16 protein-coding genes and 1 pseudogene are annotated in these 19,926 nt (G+C 72.8%); 12 read left to right on the forward strand and 5 right to left on the reverse strand.

All coding sequences use genetic code 11. The annotated features are described in order from the left end of the window. The first annotated feature begins 101 nt into the window (after positions 1–101). The 5 genes from ACFV6X_RS23795 (at position 102) to ACFV6X_RS23815 (ending at position 8,186) form a co-directional block, all read left to right on the forward strand. Positions 102–1,580, forward strand: a complete 1,479-nt coding sequence (locus tag ACFV6X_RS23795; protein WP_385386516.1) for a 3' terminal RNA ribose 2'-O-methyltransferase Hen1 — start codon at positions 102–104, stop codon at positions 1,578–1,580. After that, a complete protein-coding gene (locus ACFV6X_RS23800) occupies positions 1,577–4,141 on the forward strand; it encodes a polynucleotide kinase-phosphatase (RefSeq protein ID WP_385386518.1) in 2,565 nt (854 codons plus the stop codon). The genes ACFV6X_RS23795 and ACFV6X_RS23800 overlap by 4 nt, the downstream gene beginning before the upstream one ends. Positions 4,142–4,254: 113 nt before the next feature. Beyond that, positions 4,255–5,478 (forward strand): arginine deiminase, encoded by a 1,224-nt coding sequence (locus tag ACFV6X_RS23805; protein WP_365452701.1) that lies wholly within the window; start codon positions 4,255–4,257, stop codon positions 5,476–5,478. 128 nt (positions 5,479–5,606) lie between these two features. After that, the gene (argF, locus tag ACFV6X_RS23810) at positions 5,607–6,614 is read left to right on the forward strand and encodes an ornithine carbamoyltransferase (RefSeq protein WP_385386520.1); all 1,008 of its coding nucleotides are present in this window, start codon (positions 5,607–5,609) and stop codon (positions 6,612–6,614) included. Between the two features lie 123 nt (positions 6,615–6,737). Then, on the forward strand, positions 6,738–8,186 hold the full coding sequence (locus ACFV6X_RS23815) for an amino acid permease (protein ID WP_385386522.1): 1,449 nt from the start codon (positions 6,738–6,740) through the stop codon (positions 8,184–8,186). On the opposite strand, the gene ACFV6X_RS23820 is transcribed toward ACFV6X_RS23815, so the two are convergent. After that, positions 8,125–8,598, reverse strand: coding sequence for an ATP-binding protein (locus ACFV6X_RS23820; RefSeq protein ID WP_385386523.1), 474 nt, complete (start codon positions 8,596–8,598; stop codon positions 8,125–8,127). The two genes, ACFV6X_RS23815 and ACFV6X_RS23820, sit on opposite strands and share 62 nt — an antisense overlap. 342 nt (positions 8,599–8,940) lie before the next feature. On the opposite strand from ACFV6X_RS23820, the gene ACFV6X_RS23825 reads away from it, so the two are divergent. Then, a complete protein-coding gene (locus ACFV6X_RS23825) occupies positions 8,941–9,768 on the forward strand; it encodes an enoyl-CoA hydratase family protein (protein ID WP_385386525.1) in 828 nt (275 codons plus the stop codon). Beyond that, positions 9,753–12,116 (forward strand): bifunctional salicylyl-CoA 5-hydroxylase/oxidoreductase, encoded by a 2,364-nt coding sequence (locus ACFV6X_RS23830; RefSeq protein WP_385386527.1) that lies wholly within the window; start codon positions 9,753–9,755, stop codon positions 12,114–12,116. The genes ACFV6X_RS23825 and ACFV6X_RS23830 overlap by 16 nt, the downstream gene beginning before the upstream one ends. 37 nt (positions 12,117–12,153) lie before the next feature. On the opposite strand, the gene ACFV6X_RS23835 is transcribed toward ACFV6X_RS23830, so the two are convergent. Both ACFV6X_RS23835 and ACFV6X_RS23840 read right to left on the reverse strand, forming a co-directional pair. Beyond that, positions 12,154–12,966 carry a PaaX family transcriptional regulator C-terminal domain-containing protein gene (locus ACFV6X_RS23835; protein WP_385386529.1) on the reverse strand — a complete coding sequence of 271 codons (813 nt, stop codon included), beginning with the start codon at positions 12,964–12,966 and terminating at the stop codon, positions 12,154–12,156. A gap of 15 nt (positions 12,967–12,981) precedes the next feature. Continuing rightward, on the reverse strand, positions 12,982–14,586 hold the full coding sequence (locus tag ACFV6X_RS23840) for an AMP-binding protein (protein ID WP_385386531.1): 1,605 nt from the start codon (positions 14,584–14,586) through the stop codon (positions 12,982–12,984). 125 nt (positions 14,587–14,711) lie between these two features. Here ACFV6X_RS23840 and ACFV6X_RS23845 point away from each other — a divergent pair, with 125 nt between their 5' ends. After that, positions 14,712–15,920, forward strand: a complete 1,209-nt coding sequence (locus tag ACFV6X_RS23845) for an acyl-CoA dehydrogenase family protein (protein WP_385386533.1) — start codon at positions 14,712–14,714, stop codon at positions 15,918–15,920. Beyond that, complete coding sequence (locus tag ACFV6X_RS23850; protein ID WP_385386535.1) at positions 15,917–16,315, forward strand: RidA family protein; 399 nt, start codon at positions 15,917–15,919, stop codon at positions 16,313–16,315. The genes ACFV6X_RS23845 and ACFV6X_RS23850 overlap by 4 nt, the downstream gene beginning before the upstream one ends. Here the strand turns inward: ACFV6X_RS23850 and ACFV6X_RS23855 are convergent. Beyond that, positions 16,315–16,476 (reverse strand): annotated as a pseudogene (locus tag ACFV6X_RS23855) (DUF5999 family protein); the annotation flags it as partial. The gene ACFV6X_RS23850 and the pseudogene ACFV6X_RS23855 overlap by 1 nt on opposite strands. A gap of 216 nt (positions 16,477–16,692) precedes the next feature. On the opposite strand from ACFV6X_RS23855, the gene ACFV6X_RS23860 reads away from it, so the two are divergent. The 3 genes from ACFV6X_RS23860 (at position 16,693) to ACFV6X_RS23870 (ending at position 18,675) form a co-directional block, all read left to right on the forward strand. Further along, on the forward strand, positions 16,693–17,124 hold the full coding sequence (locus ACFV6X_RS23860; protein ID WP_385386537.1) for a DUF6299 family protein: 432 nt from the start codon (positions 16,693–16,695) through the stop codon (positions 17,122–17,124). 173 nt (positions 17,125–17,297) lie between these two features. Beyond that, entirely contained in the window at positions 17,298–17,933 is a 636-nt protein-coding gene (locus ACFV6X_RS23865) for a TetR/AcrR family transcriptional regulator (RefSeq protein ID WP_385386539.1), read from the forward strand. 76 nt (positions 17,934–18,009) lie between these two features. After that, on the forward strand, positions 18,010–18,675 hold the full coding sequence (locus ACFV6X_RS23870; protein ID WP_385386540.1) for an SDR family NAD(P)-dependent oxidoreductase: 666 nt from the start codon (positions 18,010–18,012) through the stop codon (positions 18,673–18,675). A gap of 72 nt (positions 18,676–18,747) precedes the next feature. On the opposite strand, the gene ACFV6X_RS23875 is transcribed toward ACFV6X_RS23870, so the two are convergent. After that, positions 18,748–19,488 (reverse strand): mannose-binding protein, encoded by a 741-nt coding sequence (locus ACFV6X_RS23875; RefSeq protein WP_385386542.1) that lies wholly within the window; start codon positions 19,486–19,488, stop codon positions 18,748–18,750. Positions 19,489–19,926 lie beyond the last annotated feature (438 nt).

Genomic DNA, 19,926 nt, shown 5'->3' on the forward strand with positions numbered 1-19,926 from the left:
CCGAGCGGAAAATCCCAGGTGGCCCGGCTTTGTTGTCGGTACGTTGGCAGGAACCCGCGGGCACGCATACCCGCACTTCAAACCCTTTCGAGGCAACCACCGTGTTCCTGACGATCAGTACCACCGGTACCCAAGAACGCCCCGCGACCGACCTCGGGTTCCTGCTGCACAAGCATCCCGGCAAGGCGCAGGCGTTCTCCACCTCCTACGGCAAGGCGCACGTCCTCTACCCCGAGGCCGACGCCCGCCGCTGCACGGCGGCGCTGCTGCTGGAGGTGGACGCGGTGGCACTGGTCCGGCGCGGCAAGGGCAAGGGCCGGGGCGGCGCCCCCGACGCGGCCCTGGCGCAGTACGTCAACGACCGCCCGTACGCGGCCTCCTCGCTGCTGGCCGTAGCGCTGAGCGGAGTCTTCTCCAGCGCGATGCGCGGGGTGTGCAACGCCCGCCCCGACCGCGCCGCCGAGCCGCTCCCGCTGCGCATCGAGATACCCGCCCTGCCCGCCCGCGGCGGACCCGCCCTCGTACGCGGGCTGTTCGAGCCACTCGGGTGGACGGTGACTGCCGATCCGGTGCCGCTGGACACCGAGTTCCCCCAGTGGGGCGACTCGCGGTACGTGCGGCTCGTGCTGGAGTCCGAGGCGCTGACCCTCGCCGCGGCCCTGCGCCACCTGTACGTCCTGCTCCCCGTCCTGGACGACGCCAAGCACTACTGGGTCTCCCCCGACGAGGTCGACAAGCTGCTGCGGGCCGGTGAGGGCTGGCTGCCCGACCACCCGGAGCAGAAGCTGATCACCAGCCGTTACCTCTCGCGCCGCTGGTCGCTGACCCGCCAGGCGAGGGAACGCCTCGAGCTGGTGCGGCTGGCCGAGACCGACGACAGCGAGGTCGAGGCCATCGACAACGCGGTCGGGGCCGAGACGGAGGAGGCCGAGAAGCCCACGCCGCTCGCCGTGCAGCGGCGCGAGGCGATCGTGGCCGCGCTCCATGAGGCGGGTGCCGCCCGGGTCCTCGACCTCGGCTGCGGTCAGGGCCAGTTGGTGCAGGCGCTGCTCAAGGACGTCCGCTTCACCGAGATCGTCGGCGTCGACGTGTCGATGCGGGCGCTGACCATCGCCTCCCGGCGGCTGAAGCTGGACCGGATGGGTGAGCGGCAGGCCGCGCGGGTGAAGCTCTTCCAGGGTTCGCTCGCCTACACGGACAACCGGCTGGGGGGCTACGACGCCGCCGTGCTCAGCGAGGTGATCGAGCACCTCGACCTGCCCCGGCTGCCCGCCCTGGAGTACGCCGTGTTCGGCGCGGCCCGCCCCCGCACGGTCCTCGTGACCACCCCGAACGTCGAGTACAACGTCCGCTGGGAGACCCTCCCGGCCGGACACGTCCGGCACGGCGACCACCGCTTCGAGTGGACCCGCGCCGAGTTCCAGGATTGGGCCCGGTCCGTCGCCGAACGGTACGGATACCAGGTCGGGTTCCGTCCGGTCGGGCCCGACGACCCCGAAGTGGGACCGCCCACCCAGATGGCCACGTTCTCCAGGAACACAGCCGGCTTCGGCACCGCGAAGGAGGAGAAGCCCGCATGACCGCCGACACCGTGGGGCGCATCCTGCCCGTCACCGACCTCTCCCTCGTGGTCCTCGTCGGTGCCTCCGGCTCCGGCAAGTCCACCTTCGCCCGCAGGCACTTCAAGCCCACCGAGGTCATCTCCTCGGACTTCTGCCGTGGCCTGGTCTCCGACGACGAGAACGACCAGAGCGCCACACGCGACGCCTTCGACGTCCTGCACCACATCGCGGGCAAGCGCCTCGCCGCCGGCCGCCGCACGGTCGTCGACGCGACCAGCGTCCAGCCGGACGCCCGGCGGCAACTGGTCGAGCTGGCGAAGAAGTACGACGTGCTGCCCATCGCCATCGTGCTGGACGTGCCCGAGGAGGTGTGCGCCGAGCGCAACGTGGCCCGCCCCGACCGGGCCGACATGCCGCGCCGGGTGATCCAGCGGCACATCCGCGAACTCCGGCGCTCCCTGCGCCACCTGGAGCGTGAGGGCTTCCGCAAGGTGCACGTCCTGCGCGGAGCGGCGGACGTCGAGAGCGCCACGGTGGTCACCGAGAAGCGCTTCAACGACCTCACCCACCTCACCGGCCCCTTCGACATCATCGGCGACATCCACGGCTGCGCGGCGGAACTGGATTCGCTGCTGGGCAAGTTGGGGTACGCCGACGGGGCGCACCCCGACGGCCGGACGGCCGTCTTCGTCGGTGACCTCGTCGACCGTGGCCCGGACAGCCCGGGTGTGCTGCGCCGTGTGATGGCGATGGTGAAGTCCGGCAACGCGCTCTGCGTGCCGGGCAACCACGAGAACAAGTACGGGCGGCATCTGCGCGGGCGCAAGGTCCAGCAGACGCACGGGCTCGCGGAGACCGTCGCCCAGATGCAGGACGAGAGCGAGGAGTTCAAGCGGGAGGTACGGGAGTTCATCGACGGACTGGTCAGCCACTACGTCCTCGACGGCGGAAAGCTGGTCGTCTGTCACGCGGGGCTGCCGGAGAAGTACCACGGCCGCACCTCCGGCCGGGTCCGCAGCCACGCCCTGTACGGGGACACGACCGGCGAGACCGACGAGTTCGGGCTGCCGGTGCGCTACCCGTGGGCGGAGGACTACCGCGGCCGGGCGGCGGTGGTGTACGGCCACACCCCGGTACCGGAGGCCACCTGGCTGAACAACACCATCTGCCTGGACACCGGCGCCGTCTTCGGCGGCAAGCTCACCGCGCTGCGCTGGCCGGAGCGGGAGCTGGTCGACGTACCGGCCGAGCGGGTGTGGTACGAGCCGGCCAAGCCGCTGCGGAGCGAGGCGCCGGGCGGGCAGGACGGGCGGCCGCTGGCCCTGTCGGACGTGCACGGTCGGCGGGTCGTGGAGACCCGGTACGCCGGGCGGATCTCGGTGCGCGAGGAGAACGCGGCGGCGGCCCTGGAGATCATGAGCCGCTTCGCGGTCGACCCGCGGCTGCTGCCGTACCTCCCGCCGACGATGGCTCCGACGGCCACCTCGCGCGTCGAGGGCTATCTGGAGCACCCGGCGGAGGCCTTCGCGCAGTACAAGGACGACGGTGTCGCGCGCGTCGTGTGCGAGGAGAAGCACATGGGCTCGCGGGCGGTGGCGCTCGTGTGCCGGGACGCGGAGGCGGCGCGGAGGCGCTTCGGGGTGGACGGGCCCACGGGGTCGCTCTACACCCGTACCGGCCGCCCGTTCTTCGACGACGAGCAGGTCACCGAGGAGATCCTGGGACGGCTCCGGGCGGCGGCCGAGTCGGCGGGTCTGTTCGCGGAGCTCGCCGCATCCGACAGCGCCTCCGGCGCGGGCGAGTGGCTGCTGCTCGACGCGGAACTCATGCCGTGGTCGCTGAAGGCGTCCGGGCTGCTGCGCAGTCAGTACGCGGCGGTCGGCGCCGCCTCCGGGGCGGTGTTCCCGGGCGCGGTGGCCGCTCTGGAGGGCGCCGCGGCGCGCGGTGTCGACGTCGGCCCGCTGCTGGCGCGCCAGCGGGAGCGGGCGGCCGACGCCGCGTCGTTCACCGAGGCGTACCGGCGCTACTGCTGGGCCACGGAGGGCCTGGACGGTGTACGCCTCGCCCCGTTCCAGATCCTGGCCGCACCGGGACGCAGCCTCGCCGACCTGCCGCAGGACAGGCAACTGGCCCTGCTCGACCGCCTCGTCGAGCACGACGGCACCGGCCTGCTCCAGACCACCCGGCGGCTGTACGTCGACACCGGTGACCCGGAGTCGGTGCGCGCCGGCGTCGACTGGTGGCTGGAGATGACCGGCCGGGGCGGCGAGGGCATGGTCGTCAAGCCCGTCGGCGCCGTGGTGCGCGACGAGCAGGGGCGCCTGGTGCAGCCCGGCATCAAGTGCCGCGGCCGTGAGTACCTGCGGATCATCTACGGTCCCGAGTACACGCGCCCGGACAACCTGGCCAGGCTGCGCGCGCGGTTCCTGAACCACAAGCGGTCGCTGGCGCTGCGCGAGTACGCGCTCGGTCTGGAGGCCCTGGACCGGCTGGCCGAGGGCGAGCCGCTGTGGCGGGTGCACGAGGCGGTGTTCGGGGTGCTGGCCCTGGAGTCGGAGCCGGTGGACCCGCGGCTGTAGCCGTCCGCGGCCGGTGAGCCGGACCGTGCCCTGAGCGCGGTCCGGCTCCGTGCCACCGGGGCGACCTGCCGAAAGAGGGGGTGAACAGGAGCGCGAATGGTCAGGATGGAGGCATGGGATTCCATGTCGACTCCGAGGCCGGGCGGCTGCGCCGCGTCATCCTGCACCGGCCGGATCTAGAGCTCAAAAGGCTCACCCCCAGCAACAAGGACGCCCTCCTCTTCGACGACGTCCTCTGGGTGCGCCGCGCCCGCGCCGAGCACGACGGGTTCGCCGACGTGCTGCGCGACCGCGGTGTCACCGTCCACCTGTTCGGCGAGCTGCTCGTCGAGGCCCTGGAGATCCCGGCGGCCCGCACGCTCGTACTGGACCGGGTCTTCGACGAGAAGGAGTACGGCCCGCTGGCCACGGACCACCTCCGGGCGTCCTTCGAGGCGCTGCCCACGCGGGAGCTGGCCGAGGCGCTGGTCGGCGGGATGACCAAACGGGAGTTCCTGGACGCGCACGCGGAGCCGACCTCGGTGCGCTTCCACGTCATGGACCTCGACGACTTCCTGCTCGAACCGCTGCCGAACCACCTCTTCACCCGTGACACCTCCGCCTGGATCTACGACGGCGTCTCCATCAACGCCATGCGCTGGCCCGCCCGGCAGCGTGAGACCGTGCACTTCGAGGCGATCTACCGGCACCACCCGCTGTTCCGTGACGAGAGGTTCCACCTCTGGTCGGAGGGGCAGGCCGACTACCCGTCGACCATCGAGGGCGGGGACGTGCTCGTGATCGGCAACGGGGCCGTGCTCATCGGCATGAGCGAGCGGACCACCCCGCAGGCCGTCGAGATGCTGGCGCACAAGCTGTTCGCCGCGGGCTCCGCGGAGACGATCGTGGCCCTGGACATGCCCAAGCGACGCGCCCTGATGCACCTCGACACGGTGATGACCATGGTCGACGGCGATGTGTTCACCCAGTACGCCGGGCTCGGCATGCTGCGCTCGTACACCATCGAGCCGGGCGTCGGCGAGAAGGAGCTGAAGGTCACCGACCACCCGCCGGAGCACATGCACCGGGCGATCGCCGCCGCGCTCGGGCTCAGCGAGATCAGGGTCCTGACCGCCACCCAGGACGTGCACGCGGCCGAGCGTGAGCAGTGGGACGACGGCTGCAACGTGCTCGCCGTCGAACCGGGCGTGGTCGTCGCCTACGAACGGAACTCCACCACCAACACCCATCTGCGCAAGCAGGGCATCGAGGTGATCGAGATCCCGGGCAGCGAGCTGGGGCGGGGAAGAGGGGGGCCGCGCTGCATGAGCTGCCCCGTGCAGCGGGACCCTGTATAGGCGTGACGCCGTGGAGACAGGCGCTGCACGGGTAGGGCGGCGCGCAGACAGGGGATGTATAGAAATTCTGAACTTCGTATAGACTTTCAGCGCCCTGTCCCTGACCCCGTCCCTCTGGAGCGCCCCTCATGGCGACAGTCCCGACCGCCCTCGCCGGCCGCCACTTCCTCAAGGAGCTCGACTTCACCGAGCGGGAGTTCCTCGGCCTGGTCGAGCTGGCCGCCGAGCTGAAGGCCGCCAAGAAGGCCGGGACCGAGACCCAGTATCTGCGCGGCAGCAACATCGCGCTGATCTTCGAGAAGACGTCGACGCGCACCCGCTGCGCGTTCGAGGTGGCGGCGGCCGACCAGGGGGCCTCGACAACGTACCTCGACCCCTCCGGTTCGCAGATCGGGCACAAGGAGTCGGTGAAGGACACCGCCCGCGTGCTCGGCCGGATGTACGACGGGATCGAGTACCGCGGGGACAGCCAGGCCAAAGTGGAGGAGCTGGCGGCGTTCGCCGGCGTGCCGGTCTTCAACGGCCTCACCGACGACTGGCATCCCACCCAGATGCTCGCCGACGTCCTCACCATGACCGAGCAGGGCACCGGGCCGCTGCCGGAGACCGCGTTCGCGTACCTCGGCGACGCCCGCTTCAACATGGGCAACTCCTACCTGGTCACGGGCGCCCTGCTCGGCATGGACGTACGGATCGTCGCCCCCAGGTCCTACTGGCCCGCCCAAGAGGTCGTCGACCGGGCCCGCGTGCTGGCCAAGACGAGCGGTGCGCGGATCACCCTCACCGAGGACGTGGCCGAGGGCGTCCTCGGGGCCCACTTCGTCGCCACCGACGTCTGGGTCTCCATGGGCGAGCCCAAGGAGGTCTGGGACGAGCGGATCACCGCGCTCGCCCCGTACGCCGTGACCATGGACGTGCTGCGCGCCACCGGGCACCCGGACGTGAAGTTCCTGCACTGCCTGCCCGCCTTCCACGACCTCGGCACCAAGGTCGGCCGCGAGATCCACGAGCGGCACGGGCTGGACTCCCTGGAGGTCACCGACGAGGTCTTCGAGTCGGCCCACTCGGTCGTCTTCGACCAGGCGGAGAACAGGCTGCACACCATCAAGGCGGTCCTGGTCGCCACCCTGGCGTGAGCCGTCTCCTACGGAACGCCTCTGATCAGGCCTTATGCTGACCGGCGGCCCGGAGCCATCCCTTCCGCGGCCGTCGCGCGCCCCATCCGGGCGCACCCCGTCCCCAGAAAGAGCACCACCCGCATGCCCCGCATCAAATCCCCCGCCCTCCTGGTGGCCGAATCCGGCGCCGACCGCGAGGGCCACGGCCTCAAGCGCACGATGGGCCTGTTCCAGCTCATCTGCTTCGGCGTCGGCGCGATCGTCGGCACCGGCATCTTCGTCGGCCTGTCCGACTCGGTCGCCCAGGCCGGTCCCGCCGTCGTCGTCTCCTTCGTGCTGGCCGCGATCACCTGCGTGTTCACCGCGTTCGCCTTCGCCGAGCTGGGCGGCGCGATCCCGGTGTCCGGCTCCTCGTACTCCTTCGCCTACGCCGGGCTCGGCGAGACCACCGCCTTCCTGGTCGGCTGGTGCCTGCTCCTGGAGTACGGCGTCTCGGTCTCCGCCGTCGCGGTCGGCTGGAGCCAGTACGTCAACGAACTCCTCGACAGTCTCATCGGCCTCCGGCTGCCCGCCGCGCTCTCCGCGAGCCCCGGCGACGGCGGTGTCGTCAACCTGCCGGCCGTCCTGGTCATCGCCATGGCCGCCGTCCTGCTGGTGCGCGGCGTGCGGGAGAGCGCCCGGGCCACGGCCGCGATGGCCGTGCTCAAGCTGGCCATCCTCGTCGCCTTCTGCGCGATCGGCTTCAGCGCCTTCAAGGACGGCAACCTCGTGCCGTTCGCCCCGGCCGGACTGGCCGGCATCGGCGCGGGCACCACCGCCGCCTTCTTCTCCTACATCGGCTTCGACGCGATCACCACCGCCGGCGAGGAGGCGAAGAACCCGCGCCGGGACATCCCGGTGGCGATCCTCGTCTGCATCGGCGTGGTCACCGTGCTGTACTGCGCGGTCGCGCTCGCCGCGATCGGTGCCGTCGGCGGCGACGCGGTCGGCGGCCGGCCCGCCGCGCTGTCCTACGTCGTCGACCGGGTCACCGGCTCCGGGATCGGCGGCGGGATCATCGCCTTCGGCGCGGTCGTCGCGATCGCCTCGGTGGTGCTCGCCGTGATGTACGGCCAGAGCCGCATCCTGATGTCGATGTCCCGGGACGGTCTCGTCCCGCGCGTCTTCCAGAAGGTCTCGCCGCGCACGGCCACGCCCGTCGCGGGCACCCTGATCATCGCGATCGTCTTCGCGGTCCCGGCGGCCTTCTCGTCGCTGGACGCGGTGGTCAACCTCTGCACCATCGGCACGCTCGCCGTCATGGCCGTGGTCAACGTGGCGGTGATCGCCCTGCGCCGCCGCGAGCCGGACCTGCCCCGCACCTTCCGGGTGCCGCTGTACCCCGTGGTGCCGCTGCTGGGCGTCGGCTTCTGCCTGTACCTGATGTACGAGACGGGCTGGACGACCTGGGCGCAGTTCGCGGTGTTCCTCGCCGTGGGGCTGCTCGGCTACCTCGGGTACGGGCGCCGCAACTCGCGAATGGCGCGGGTCACGACGCCGGACGCGGCTGGTACCGGGGCTGCCGCTGACGCGGTACGACAGGCAGTCTGAACCACACCGCCTTGCCGGACTCGGTGGGGCGGTGACCGCAGGCCGCGCTCAGCGTGCGGATCAGCAGCAGGCCGCGCCCGTGCTCCTGCCAGGGGTCGGGCTCGCGCTCGGCGGGCCTGGTGAGGTTGCCGGGCGGCGCGGGGTCGGGGTCGTGCACCTCGACCTTGCAGCCGCTCGGCAGCAGCTCCAGGACCAGCTCTATCGGGGCGTCGCCCGTGGTGTGCTCCACGGCGTTGGCCACCAGCTCGGCGGTGAGCAGCTCGGCGGTGTCGCTGTCCGCGCCGTGCTGAAGCTCCGCGAGCGCCGTACGGACCAGCGCGCGGGCCACGGGCACGGCCGCCGTGGAATGCGGCAGCGCGACGCGCCAGGAGGCGGGGGCTGAGAAGCGATCGTGCAAGGCCAGTCCGTTCATGGTGCAGGCATCTCCTGAGTGCCGAGATCCTCAGGTCGTCCTGCGTTCAACCGTAGAAATGGTACGGCGCCCCTCGGCGGGGTCTCGCGACGGGCACCGCCCGGGACCGTGGGCCCCGTGAGTGCGGCCTACCCAGCTGAACGGACGGGATGGCACGGATGCTCCCGCTGTTACCGCGTCATCGATGTCCGGTGACTTCTGTGTGACGCGACCGAACCCCTGTGACCAGGCCAAACAGTACGGCTCCTCCTATCGCGCACTCCTGACGACAGTCAAGAATGAGTGATAACGTCGTCGGGTAGAGGTCAGTGAGGCAGTGCCCGCCCAAGGAGGCCGCACCCCATGAGTCCCTTCACCGGCTCCGCCGCCCCCACCTCGCCCTGGCGCCATCTGCGCGTCGACCGGGCCGACGGTGTCGCCACGGTCACACTGGCCCGTCCCGACAAGCTCAACGCCCTCACCTTCGGTGCCTACGCCGACCTGCGCGACCTGCTCGCCGAGCTGTCGCGGGAGCGGTCCGTGCGCGCCCTGGTGCTGGCCGGCGAGGGACGCGGCTTCTGCTCGGGCGGGGACGTCGACGAGATCATCGGCGCCACCCTGTCCATGGACACCGCCCAGCTCCTGGACTTCAACCGGATGACGGGCCAGGTGGTCCGCGCCATCCGGGAGTGCCCGTTCCCGGTGATCGCGGCGGTGCACGGCGTGGCGGCGGGCGCCGGGGCGGTCCTCGCGCTCGCGGCCGACTTCCGGGTCGCGGACCCCACCTCCCGCTTCGCGTTCCTCTTCACCCGGGTCGGCCTGTCCGGCGGCGACATGGGCGCCGCCTACCTGCTGCCCCGGGTCGTCGGCCTGGGCCACGCGACCCGCCTGCTGATGCTCGGCGAACCGGTCCGGGCACCCGAGGCCGAGCGCATCGGCCTGATCAGCGAGATGACCGACGAGGGCCGGGCCGACGAGGCCGCCCAGCGGCTGGCCCGCCGCCTGGCCGACGGCCCGGCGCTGGCCCACGCCCAGACGAAGGCCCTGCTGACGGCCGAGCTGGACATGCCGCTGGCGGCCTCGGTCGAACTGGACGCCTCGACGCAGGCACTCCTCATGAACGGCGAGGACTACGCGGAGTTCCACGCGGCCTTCACGGAGAAGCGGCCGCCCAAATGGCAGGGACGGTGAGCATGCCCACCTCAGGGGCGCGGGGAACTGCGCGACCAGCCACGACGTACCCGCGGCCGGCCGCGAGGTCCAGCCACCCCCGCCGCATCGCGATCATCGGCGGCGGCCCCGGCGGCCTCTACGCCGCCGCCCTCCTGAAGCGCCTCGACCCGGAGCGTGAGATCACCCTCTGGGAGCGCAACGCCCCCGAGGACACCTTCGGCTTCGGCGTGGTCCTCTCCGACGAGACCCTCGGCGGCATCGAACACGCCGACCCCGTCGTCCACGAGGCCCTGCAACAGCACTTCGTCCGCTGGGACGACATCGACATCGCCCACCGGGGAGAACGCCACACCTCCTCGGGGCACGGCTTCGCCGCCCTCGGCCGCAGAGAGCTCCTGGAGATCTTGCACGACCGTTGCCGCGAACTCGGCGTCGACCTCCGCTTCCGCGCCGAGGCGCCGGCCACGGCCTCGCTCTCGGCCTCGTACGACCTCGTCATCGCCGCCGACGGAGTGCACAGCGCCACCCGTGAGGCCCACACCGATGTGTTCCGGCCGCACATCACCGCGCACCGCTGCCGGTACATCTGGCTCGCCGCCGACTTCGCCTTCGACGCCTTCCGCTTCGAGATCGCCGAGACCGAGCACGGTGTGATGCAACTGCACGGCTACCCCTACGCGCCCGACGCCTCCACCGTGATCGTCGAGATGCGCGAGGAGGTCTGGCACGCGGCCGGTTTCGACGAACTCGGCGAGCGGGAGTCGATCGAACGCTGCGCGAAGATCTTCGCGGACGCGCTCGGCGGCCGCCCGCTGCAGTCCAACAACTCGACCTGGACCACCTTCCGCACGGTCGTCAACGACCGCTGGTCGCACGGCAACGTCGTCCTTCTCGGCGACGCCGCGCACACCGCCCACTTCTCCATCGGTTCCGGCACCAAGCTCGCCGTCGAGGACGCCCTCGCCCTCGCGGCCTGTCTGGAGGAAAGGCCCACCCTCGACGAGGCCCTGGCCGCGTACGAGGAGGAGCGCAGGCCCGTCGTCGCCTCCACCCAGCGTGCCGCCCGGGCCAGCCTGGAGTGGTTCGAGAACCTCGCGTCCCACCTCGGGCAGCGGCCCCGGCAGTTCGCCTTCAACCTGCTCACCCGCAGCCGCCGCGTCACCCACGACAACCTCCGGCTGCGCGACGCGCACTTCACCGAGGCCGTGGAGCGCGAGTTCGGCTGCCCGCCCGGCACGCCCCCGATGTTCACCCCGTTCCGGCTGCGTGGTATGACCCTGCGCAACCGGGTCGTCGTCTCGCCGATGGACATGTACTCGGCGGTCGACGGCGTCCCCGGCGACTTCCACCTCGTCCATCTCGGCGCCCGCGCGCTCGGGGGCGCCGGGCTGGTGATGACCGAGATGGTGTGCGTGAGCCCCGAGGGCCGCATCACCCCCGGCTGCGCCGGCCTGTACACCGGCAAGCAGGCCGAGGCCTGGCGGCGGATCACCGACTTCGTGCACCGCCAGGCACCCGGGACCGGGATCGGTGTGCAACTCGGTCACAGCGGGCGCAAGGGCTCGACCCGGCTGATGTGGGAGGGCATGGACGAGCCGCTGCCCGACGGCAACTGGCCGCTCGTGGCCGCCTCCCCGCTGCCGTACAGGCCCGGCAGCCAGACGCCGCGTGAGCTGTCCCGTGCCCAGCTCACCGACATAAGGGAACAGTTCACCGCCGCCGCCTGGCGGGCCGCGCGGGCCGGCTTCGACCTGCTCGAACTGCACTGCGCCCACGGCTATCTGCTCTCCGGTTTCCTCTCCCCGCTGACCAACCGGCGCACCGACGCCTACGGCGGCTCGCTCGCGAGGCGGCTCCGCTTCCCGCTGGAGGTGTTCGACGCCGTACGGGCCGTGTGGCCGGAGGAGCGGCCGATGACCGTGCGGATCTCTGCCACCGACTGGGCCGAGGGCGGCACCACGCCCGAGGAGGCCGTCGCCGTCGCCCGCGCCTTCGCCGCGCACGGCGCGGACGCGATCGACGTGTCGACCGGGCAGGTGGTGGCCGAGGAGCGGCCGGAGTTCGGGCGGTCGTACCAGACGCCGTACGCGGACCGGATCCGGCACGAGGCGGGCGTCCCGGTGATGGCGGTCGGCGCGATCTCCTCCTGGGACGACGTCAACTCCCTGATCCTGGCGGGCCGTACGGACCTGTGCGCGCTGGCCCGACCGCACCTGTACGACCCGCACTGGACGCTGCACGCCGCCGCCGAGCAGGGTTACGACGGTCCGGGCGTCGCCTGGCCGGCCCCGTACCGGGCGGGCAGCCGCCCACCCCGCACCGGCCGCACCGACGCCCCCAAACCCCGCCTGACACTGAGCACCTGAGCCCCGGAAACCCGGCCGCCCAGATGCCCGCGCGGGGTCAGAGGCCTGCGAAGGTCGCGCCTGCGTCGCGCAGTCGTTCGTGGAGTCCCCGGAACACCGCCGCCGACCGCACGCCCGGCCAGTTCCCGGGCAGCAGGCCGGCCGGCAGTCCGGGGTCGAGGTAGGGCAGATGGCGCCACGAGTCCAGGGCCAGCAGGTAGTCCCGGTAGGCCTCCTCGGGCGGGGTGTCCGCGCGCCGCTCCCAGTCGCGCAGCACGCGCGCGTGCCGGTCGAGGAACGCCTCGTGCTCCTTGGCGATCGCCGCCAGGTCCCACCAGCGGGCGACCGCCTCGACGGTCGGCGCGAAACCGAGGTGCCGGCCGCGGAAGAGGTCGACGTAGGGGTCCAGGCGCAGCCGTTGCAGGGTGTGCCGGGTCTCCTCGTGCAGCCGGGCCGGGGCGATCCACACGCCGGGTGCGGCCGTGCCGAAGCCGAGCCCCGCCAGGCGGGAGCGCAGCACGTGCCGCTTCTGCCGTTCCGACTCCGGCACGGAGAACACCGCGAGCACCCAGCCCTCGTCCTCGGGCGGCGCGGTGCCGTAGATGCGCCGGTCGCCGTCGTCCAGCAACTGCCGGGCGTCCGGGGAGAGTTCGTAACCCGCCGCCCCCTGGCCGGTGCGGGCCGGGACGAGCAGACCGCGGCGCTTGAGGCGGGACACCGACGAGCGCACCGACGGCGCGTCCACGCCGACCGCGGCCAGCAGCCGGATCAGTTCGGCGACCGGTACCGGACCGGGCATGAAGCGGCCGTACGCGCCGTAGAGCGTGACGATGAGGGACCGGGGTGCGTGCTGGTCGGACACGTTGATCATCTTAGGTCGTGCGGATCACTGCCGGTCGCCTCCGGTGCGCAGCCGGAACCGCTGGAGCTTTCCGGTCGCGGTCCGCGGGAGGGCGTCCAGGAAGACGATCTCGCGAGGGCACTTGTACGGCGCCAGTTCGGACTTGACGAAGGCGCGCAGCGCGTTCGCGTCCCGTTCGGCGCCCTCCTTGAGGACGGCGTACGCCACCACCGTCATGCCGCGCGCCTCGTCGGGCCGGCCGACGACCGCCGCCTCCAGGACGTCCGGATGCCGCAGCAGCGCGTCCTCGACCTCGGGTCCGGCGATGTTGTACCCGGCCGAGATGATCATGTCGTCGGCGCGGGCGACGTACCGGAAGTAGCCGTCGGGCTCACGGACATAGGTGTCGCCGGTGACGTTCCAGCCGCCGCGCACGTAGTCCCGCTGCCGTGGGTCGGCGAGGTACCGGCAGCCGACGGGGCCGCGCACCGCCAGCAGTCCCGGCTCGCCGTCGGGCAGTTCCCGCCCCTGCGCGTCGACCACGCGCGCGTGCCAGCCCGGGACGGGCACGCCGGTGGACCCGGGTCTGATGTGCTCGTCGGCCGCCGAGATGAAGATGTGCAGCAGCTCGGTGGCGCCGATGCCGTTGATGACGCGCAGCCCGGTCCGCTCGTGCCAGGCCCGCCAGGTGGCCGCGGGCAGGTTCTCACCAGCCGAGACACAGCGCCGCAGGGACGTCAGGTCGTGCCCGTCCAGCTCGCCGAGCATCGCCCGGTACGCGGTCGGCGCGGTGAACAGCACCGACACCCGGTGCTCGGCGATCGCCGGCAACAGCTGTCTCGGTCCCGCCTGTTCCAGCAGCAGGGCACCGGCGCCGGCCCGCAGCGGGAAGACGACCAGACCGCCGAGACCAAAGGTGAAGCCGAGCGGGGGACTGCCCGCGAAGACGTCGTCGCTGTGCGGGCGCAGCACATACCGCGAGAAGGTGTCCGCGATCGCCAGCACGTCCCGGTGGAAGTGCATGCACCCTTTGGGGCGTCCGGTGGTGCCGGAGGTGAACGCGATCAGCGCCACGTCGTCCGCGGCGGTGTCCACGGCCGGGTACGGGCCGGCGGGGGCCGGGAGGTGCAGGAGGTCGTCGGGCGTGTCACCGCCGAACGTCGTGATCCGCAGGTCCGGTATCTCCGCCTTGGCCAGGTCGTCGACGGCCCGGATGTCGCACAGCGCGTGCCGGACGCGGGCGATCCCGCAGATCGTGCTCAGCTCGTGCGGGCGCTGCTGGGCCAGCACGGTCACGGCGACCGCGCCCGCCTTCAGCACCGCCAGCCAGCAGGCCGCCAGCCACGGTGTGGTCGGGCCGCGCAGCAGGACACGGTTGCCGGGGGCGATCCCGAGGCCGGTGGTGAGGACGTGCGCGAGCCGGTCGACGCGGGCGCGCAGCTCGCCGTACGTCCAGGCCGGGCCCTGCGGCGTGTGGAACACGGGGCGGTCGTCGGGCGGGCCGTCCAGGAGGTCGGCGGCGCAGTTCAGCCGTTCGGGGTAGCGCAGCTCCGGCAGGTCGAAGCGGAGTTCGGGCCACTGGTCGCGCGGCGGGAGATGGTCGCGCGCGAAGGTGTCGACGTGGCCGGAGCGGGTCGGACGGTCGTCCATGGCGGTTCGCCCCCTTGCCTGGTGGGCGTCGTGGTGGGCTCGCACGAGGAGCGTATCGTGTTGGTGACGGCAGTCAACGGGGCGCGATACCGTCGGGTGGGACCGCTCCGGAGGGAGGACCGGCAGTGCCCGCATTCTCACTCGAACCGGACCAGGTGGCGCGGTGTGCCGAGCTGCGCACCCTCGCCGCCGAACGGCTGCGCCCGCTCGCCGAGAAGGGCGAACCGGGCCACGTCAACCGCCCCCTCGTCACCGAACTCGGCCGACTCGGCCTCCTGGACCGACTGTTCACCTCCGGTGCGCTCGACCTCTGCCTGATGCGCGAGTCCCTCGCCTACGCCTGCACGGAGGCCGAGACCGCCCTCGCCCTCCAGGGCCTGGGTGCCCACCCCGTCCACGCCCACGGCACAGCGGCCCAGCGCGACCGCTGGCTGCCGGGGGTGCGCGAGGGCAGCGTGGTCGCGGCCTTCGCCCTGAGCGAGCCGGGCGCGGGGTCGGACGCGGCGGCGCTGTCCCTGCGCGCCGCGCCGGACGGCGGTGTACCTGACGCGCTGTCCGTGCGCGCCGGGCCGGGCGGCGACGTGCCTGACGCGCTGTCCGCCGAGGCCGACGGCTCCCGGCGCTGGCGGCTCACCGGCGAGAAGTGCTGGATCTCCAACGCCCCCGAGGCCGACTTCTACACCGTCTTCGCACGGACGACCCCGGGCGCGGGCGCCCGCGGAGTCACCGCGTTCCTGGTGCCGGCCGACCGCGCCGGCCTCACCGGCACCGGGCTCGACATGCTCTCCCCGCACCCCATCGGCGCCCTGCACTTCGACGCCGTGCCGGTCACCGCCGACGACGTGCTCGGCGGGACCGACCGGGGCTTCCGGGTCGCCATGGGCACGCTGAACCTGTTCCGCCCCAGCGTCGGCGCCTTCGCCGTCGGGATGGCCCAGGCCGCCCTGGACGCGAGCCTCGCGCACACCGCCGGGCGGGACGCCTTCGGCGGCAAGCTGAAGGACCTTCAGACCGTCGCCCACCAGGTCGCCGAGATGGCGCTGCGCACCGAGGCGGCCCGCCTGATGGTGTACGCGGCGGCGACGGCGTACGACGAAGGCGCGGACGGTGTCCCGAAGCGGGCCGCGATGGCGAAGCTGCTCGCCACCGAGACGGCGCAGTACGTCGTCGACGCGGCGGTCCAGCTGCACGGGGCGCGGGCGCTGCACCGCGGGCACCTGCTCGAACACCTCTACCGCGAGGTGCGCGCCCCGCGTGTCTACGAAGGGGCGAGCGAGGTCCAACGCGGCATCATCGCCAAGGAGTTGTACGCCACCCTGGAGGCCCGACCGTGACCGCCGAGCGCATCGACCCGCCCGACCTCTCCCCGGCCACCGGCTTCTCGCACGCCGTCGTCGCCACCGGCTCCCGCCTGGTCTTCCTGGCCGGTCAGACCGCCCTCGACACCGACGGCAAGGTCACCGGCGACACCCTGCCCGAGCAGTTCGCACAGGCACTCGGCAATCTGCTGACCGCCCTGCGCGCCGCCGGCGGCACCTCGGCCGACCTCGCCCGCGTCACCGTCTACGCCACGGACGTCGCCGCCTACCGCGCACACGCCCCGGAACTCGGCCGCGTCTGGCGGAGCCTGGCCGGACGGCACTACCCCGCGATGGCGGTCGTCGAGGTCGTGAGGCTGTGGGACGAGGCGGCGATGGTGGAGCTCGACGGGTTCGCGGTGCTGCCCTGACGCCACGGCGCGACCACGCGCCCGTCGGGCAGCAGCGCGCCGGTGTCGTCGAAGACGATCGCGCCGCTGCACAGCAGGCTCCACCCCTGCTCGGGGTGGGCCGCGACGACATGCGGGGCGCGGGCGTCGGGCCGGGAGCACGAAGGCTGGTGGGAACACATGGCGCACCTCAACGGTCGTAGGACCATCCGTACAGCTCACACCATGCTCCCGCCGTGAACACGGGGGAACGGACCGCCGAGAAGCGTGACAAGACGGGGACAACCCCCGGGCGGTTCCCGTACGGCCGGGCGGACTCGCCACCGAAGGAGTGACGGTCACGCCCCCGGACCCGGGTGCCGGGTACCAGTGGAAGCCCCACTTCAGGAGGTCCTCCCATGTCCATGCGCCCTGCGCTCGGCGCGGCCGCCACTGTCGCGCTGGCCCTGCTCGCCGTCGTCCCCGCGACGCCTGCGGCGGCCGACACCAAGGAGTCGATCACCGTCGACACCGCGGGCCGGATCGGCCCCGACGGCTCGGTCACCCTCACCGGCACCTACCGCTGCGCCGACAGCAGCGGACCGGTCTTCATCAGCTCCTCGATCACCCAGGCGGACCCCTCGGTCCGGTACGGCATCGGCGGCTCCCGTGCCGTGTGCGACGGCAAGGAGCACCGCTGGCAGAACACCGGCAAGCCGCGCAACCACGTGCTGAAGAAGGGCACGGCGCAGGTCGAGGCCACCCTCATGGAGCTGCGTCTGCAGGGCGGCCTGCCGCTGCCCGACTTCCACGCGGCACAGCAGCAGGGCGTCACGCTGGCCCAGAGCTGACCGCCGGCCCGCGCGCCTGCCACCGGACCACCCGGCGGCAGGCGCAAAGGCCGCGGTGACGCCCGCGAGGCCCACCACGACCGGACCGCGGCCGCGTGGCCGGCGCGCTCTCACCCTGCGCCCCACGTGCCAAGATGGACGGAGTCCGTCCCGCCACATCCGCCGAGGTTGCCGTGACCAAGCCCGCCCCCCGTGAGCCGATGCGGCGCAACTCGCGGTCCAACCGGGCGCGCATCCTGGCGACGGCCCGCCAGGAGCTGGGGCAGAACCCCGACATCACCCTGGAGGAGCTGGCGCGGGCCTCCGGCGTCGTACGGCGCACGCTCTTCGGGCACTTCCCGGGCCGCGCGGCCCTGCTGGAGGCGCTCGCCGAGGAGGCGGCCGAGACGCTGCGCGGCGCGGTGGCCGAGGGCAGACGGCCGGGGGAGCAGGCCGAACGGGCGCTCGCGTGGTTCACGCTCGCCCTGTGGCCCGTGGGCGACCGCTACCGCCTGCTGCTGGCCCTGGCCCGCCAGGACCTCGGCGTCGACCGGGTCACCGACATCCTGGCCCCGGCCCGCGAGGAGGTCACGGCCATCCTGGAACGCGGGCAGCGCGAGGGTGTCTTCCACACCCGTCTTCCGCCCGCCGTCCTCAGCGCCGGTCTGGAGGCACTCATCCTCGCCCTGGTGCAGAGCGTCAACACGGGCGCCCTGGACGACGACGGCACCCGCGTCGCCGCGGCCCTCCTCATCGCGGCCGGCGTGCCGGAGCAGCGGGCGGCGACGGTGGTCGAGGAGACCGCCGCGGCCCTCGGCACCACGTCGTAGCCGTGTACCGAGGTGTCCTCGCCCCCGACCTGCGGCACCGCCGCGTCATCGACTCCGCCACCCTGGGGAACACACCATGACGACCATCGCCATCATCGGAGCAGGCCCCGGACTCGGGGCGGCCGTCGCCCGCCGGTTCGGCCGCGAGGGTCACTCCGTCGCCCTCGTCGCCCGCGACCAGGGCCGGCTCGACGCGCTCGCCGCCGACCTGTCCGACGAGGGGATCGTCGCGCGCGGCTTCGCCGCCGACGTACGCGACACCGAGGCCCTGCGGGCGGCACTGGACGCGGCGGACGCGACGCTCGGCACGGTCGAGATCCTCCAGTACAGCCCGGTCCCGCACCCGGACTTCATGCGGCCGGTCCTGGAGACCACCCCCGCGGACCTGCTCGGTCCGCTGGCGTTCTCCGTGCACGGCCCCGTCACGGCGGTCCGCCAGGTCCTTCCCGGCATGCGGGCCCTGGGGCGCGGCACCGTCCTGTTCGTCAACGGCGGCACCGCGGTGGTCCCGCACCCCGACCGGGCGGGCACGTCGATCGCCTTCGCCGCCGAGAGCGCCTACGGCCATCTGCTGCACGACACGCTCGCCGCCGAGGGCATCCACGTCGGGCAGTTGGTCATCCCCGGCGCGATCATCGCCGGCCATCACCGCAAGGACCCGGCGGTGCTCGCCGACACGCTGTGGGGCATGCACACGGACCGGCACGGCTACCGGCACTTCGCCGACGACCTGGACGCCTGACGGGACCGCCGGGCGCGGCCACGGCCCCGCCCGGCGTCGAGGGTCTCGGCGAAGTCGTCCACGCCGACGGGGTCAGGTCGACCAGACGACCCTGCCGTTGTGCACGATGACCACCTTGGCGTCGGCCTGCAGGACCAGCTGGGCGCCGTCGTTGCCGTGGCTCCGGGAGGCCCAGACGGGGCGGTCGTCGCCGTTGTGGATGACGAGGTTGCCGTCCTGCTGGAAGATCGCCCGGTGGTTGCTGCCGAAGGTCATGGACGCCCAGAGGGGCTTGTCGTCCTCGTTGTAGACGACGAGGTTGCCGTCGGTCTGCATGACCATGCGTATGCGGTTGGTGGTCCAGGCCTGGTTGACCTCCAGGACGCTGGTCGCGTAGACGGTCTCGGTGCTCCAGTTCGGCTTCGGGCTCGCCTTGGGCTCGGGCTTCGGCTTCGGCTTGGGCTTCGCCTCCGGCGGGCTGCTCGTGCCGGGCTGCGGCGGGGGCGCGGCGGGCGGGGGAGCGACGACCTTCGGGGGGTCGCTCTTCCTCGGCTTCTCCTTCTTCGGGGACGGACTGGGCTGCTCGGCCACGTAGTCGTCGAGGGCGGCGGGGGAGGAGTCCTGGTTCAGGACCGTGTCCGAGCCCGCGGCAAGCCCCTTGGCGGAGTCGCGGGGCCCCTCGTCCCACCCGCTCCCGGCCAGCAGCAGCGGTACGGCGACGAGAACGGCGCCGGCGATCGCGGCGCCCGCCAGGACCGGCTTCCTGGGGCGTCCCCGGCCGACGGCGGTCTCCGTCCTGACACCCGGCGGCACCGCCCCGACGGCCGCGGCCACGGCGACGCCTTCCTCCGACGCCTCGCCGCTCCCGGCGGGCGGGGGCGGCGAGGTGGTTTCCCCTACGGGGGCGGGGGTGGTTTCGGTTTCCCCTGCCGGGGGCGGGGTGGCGTGAGTCGCCCCAACTGCGCGCGCGGTGACGTCGGTTGCCCCGGCCTGGCGCGGTGCGGTGGTGGATGCCCCTGCCGGGGGCGGGGTGGTGGCGGTCTCGCCTGCCGGGGTGGCGTTGGTTGCCGCGGCTGACGGCGGGGCGGCGGGGGTTGCCTCGGCTGGGCGCGGTGCGGTGGTGGATGCCCCTGCCGGGGACTCGCCTGCCGGGGGCGTGGCGGTCTTGGTTCGCCCGGTCGGAGACGGTGTGGGGGCGGTCTCCCCTGCTGGGGACGCGCCGGCGTTGGATGCCGCGGTCGGAGGCGGGGTGGTCTCGGTTTCTCCCGTCGG

This window comes from Streptomyces sp. NPDC059861, from assembly GCF_042731435.1.
GTDB lineage: Bacteria > Actinomycetota > Actinomycetes > Streptomycetales > Streptomycetaceae > Streptomyces.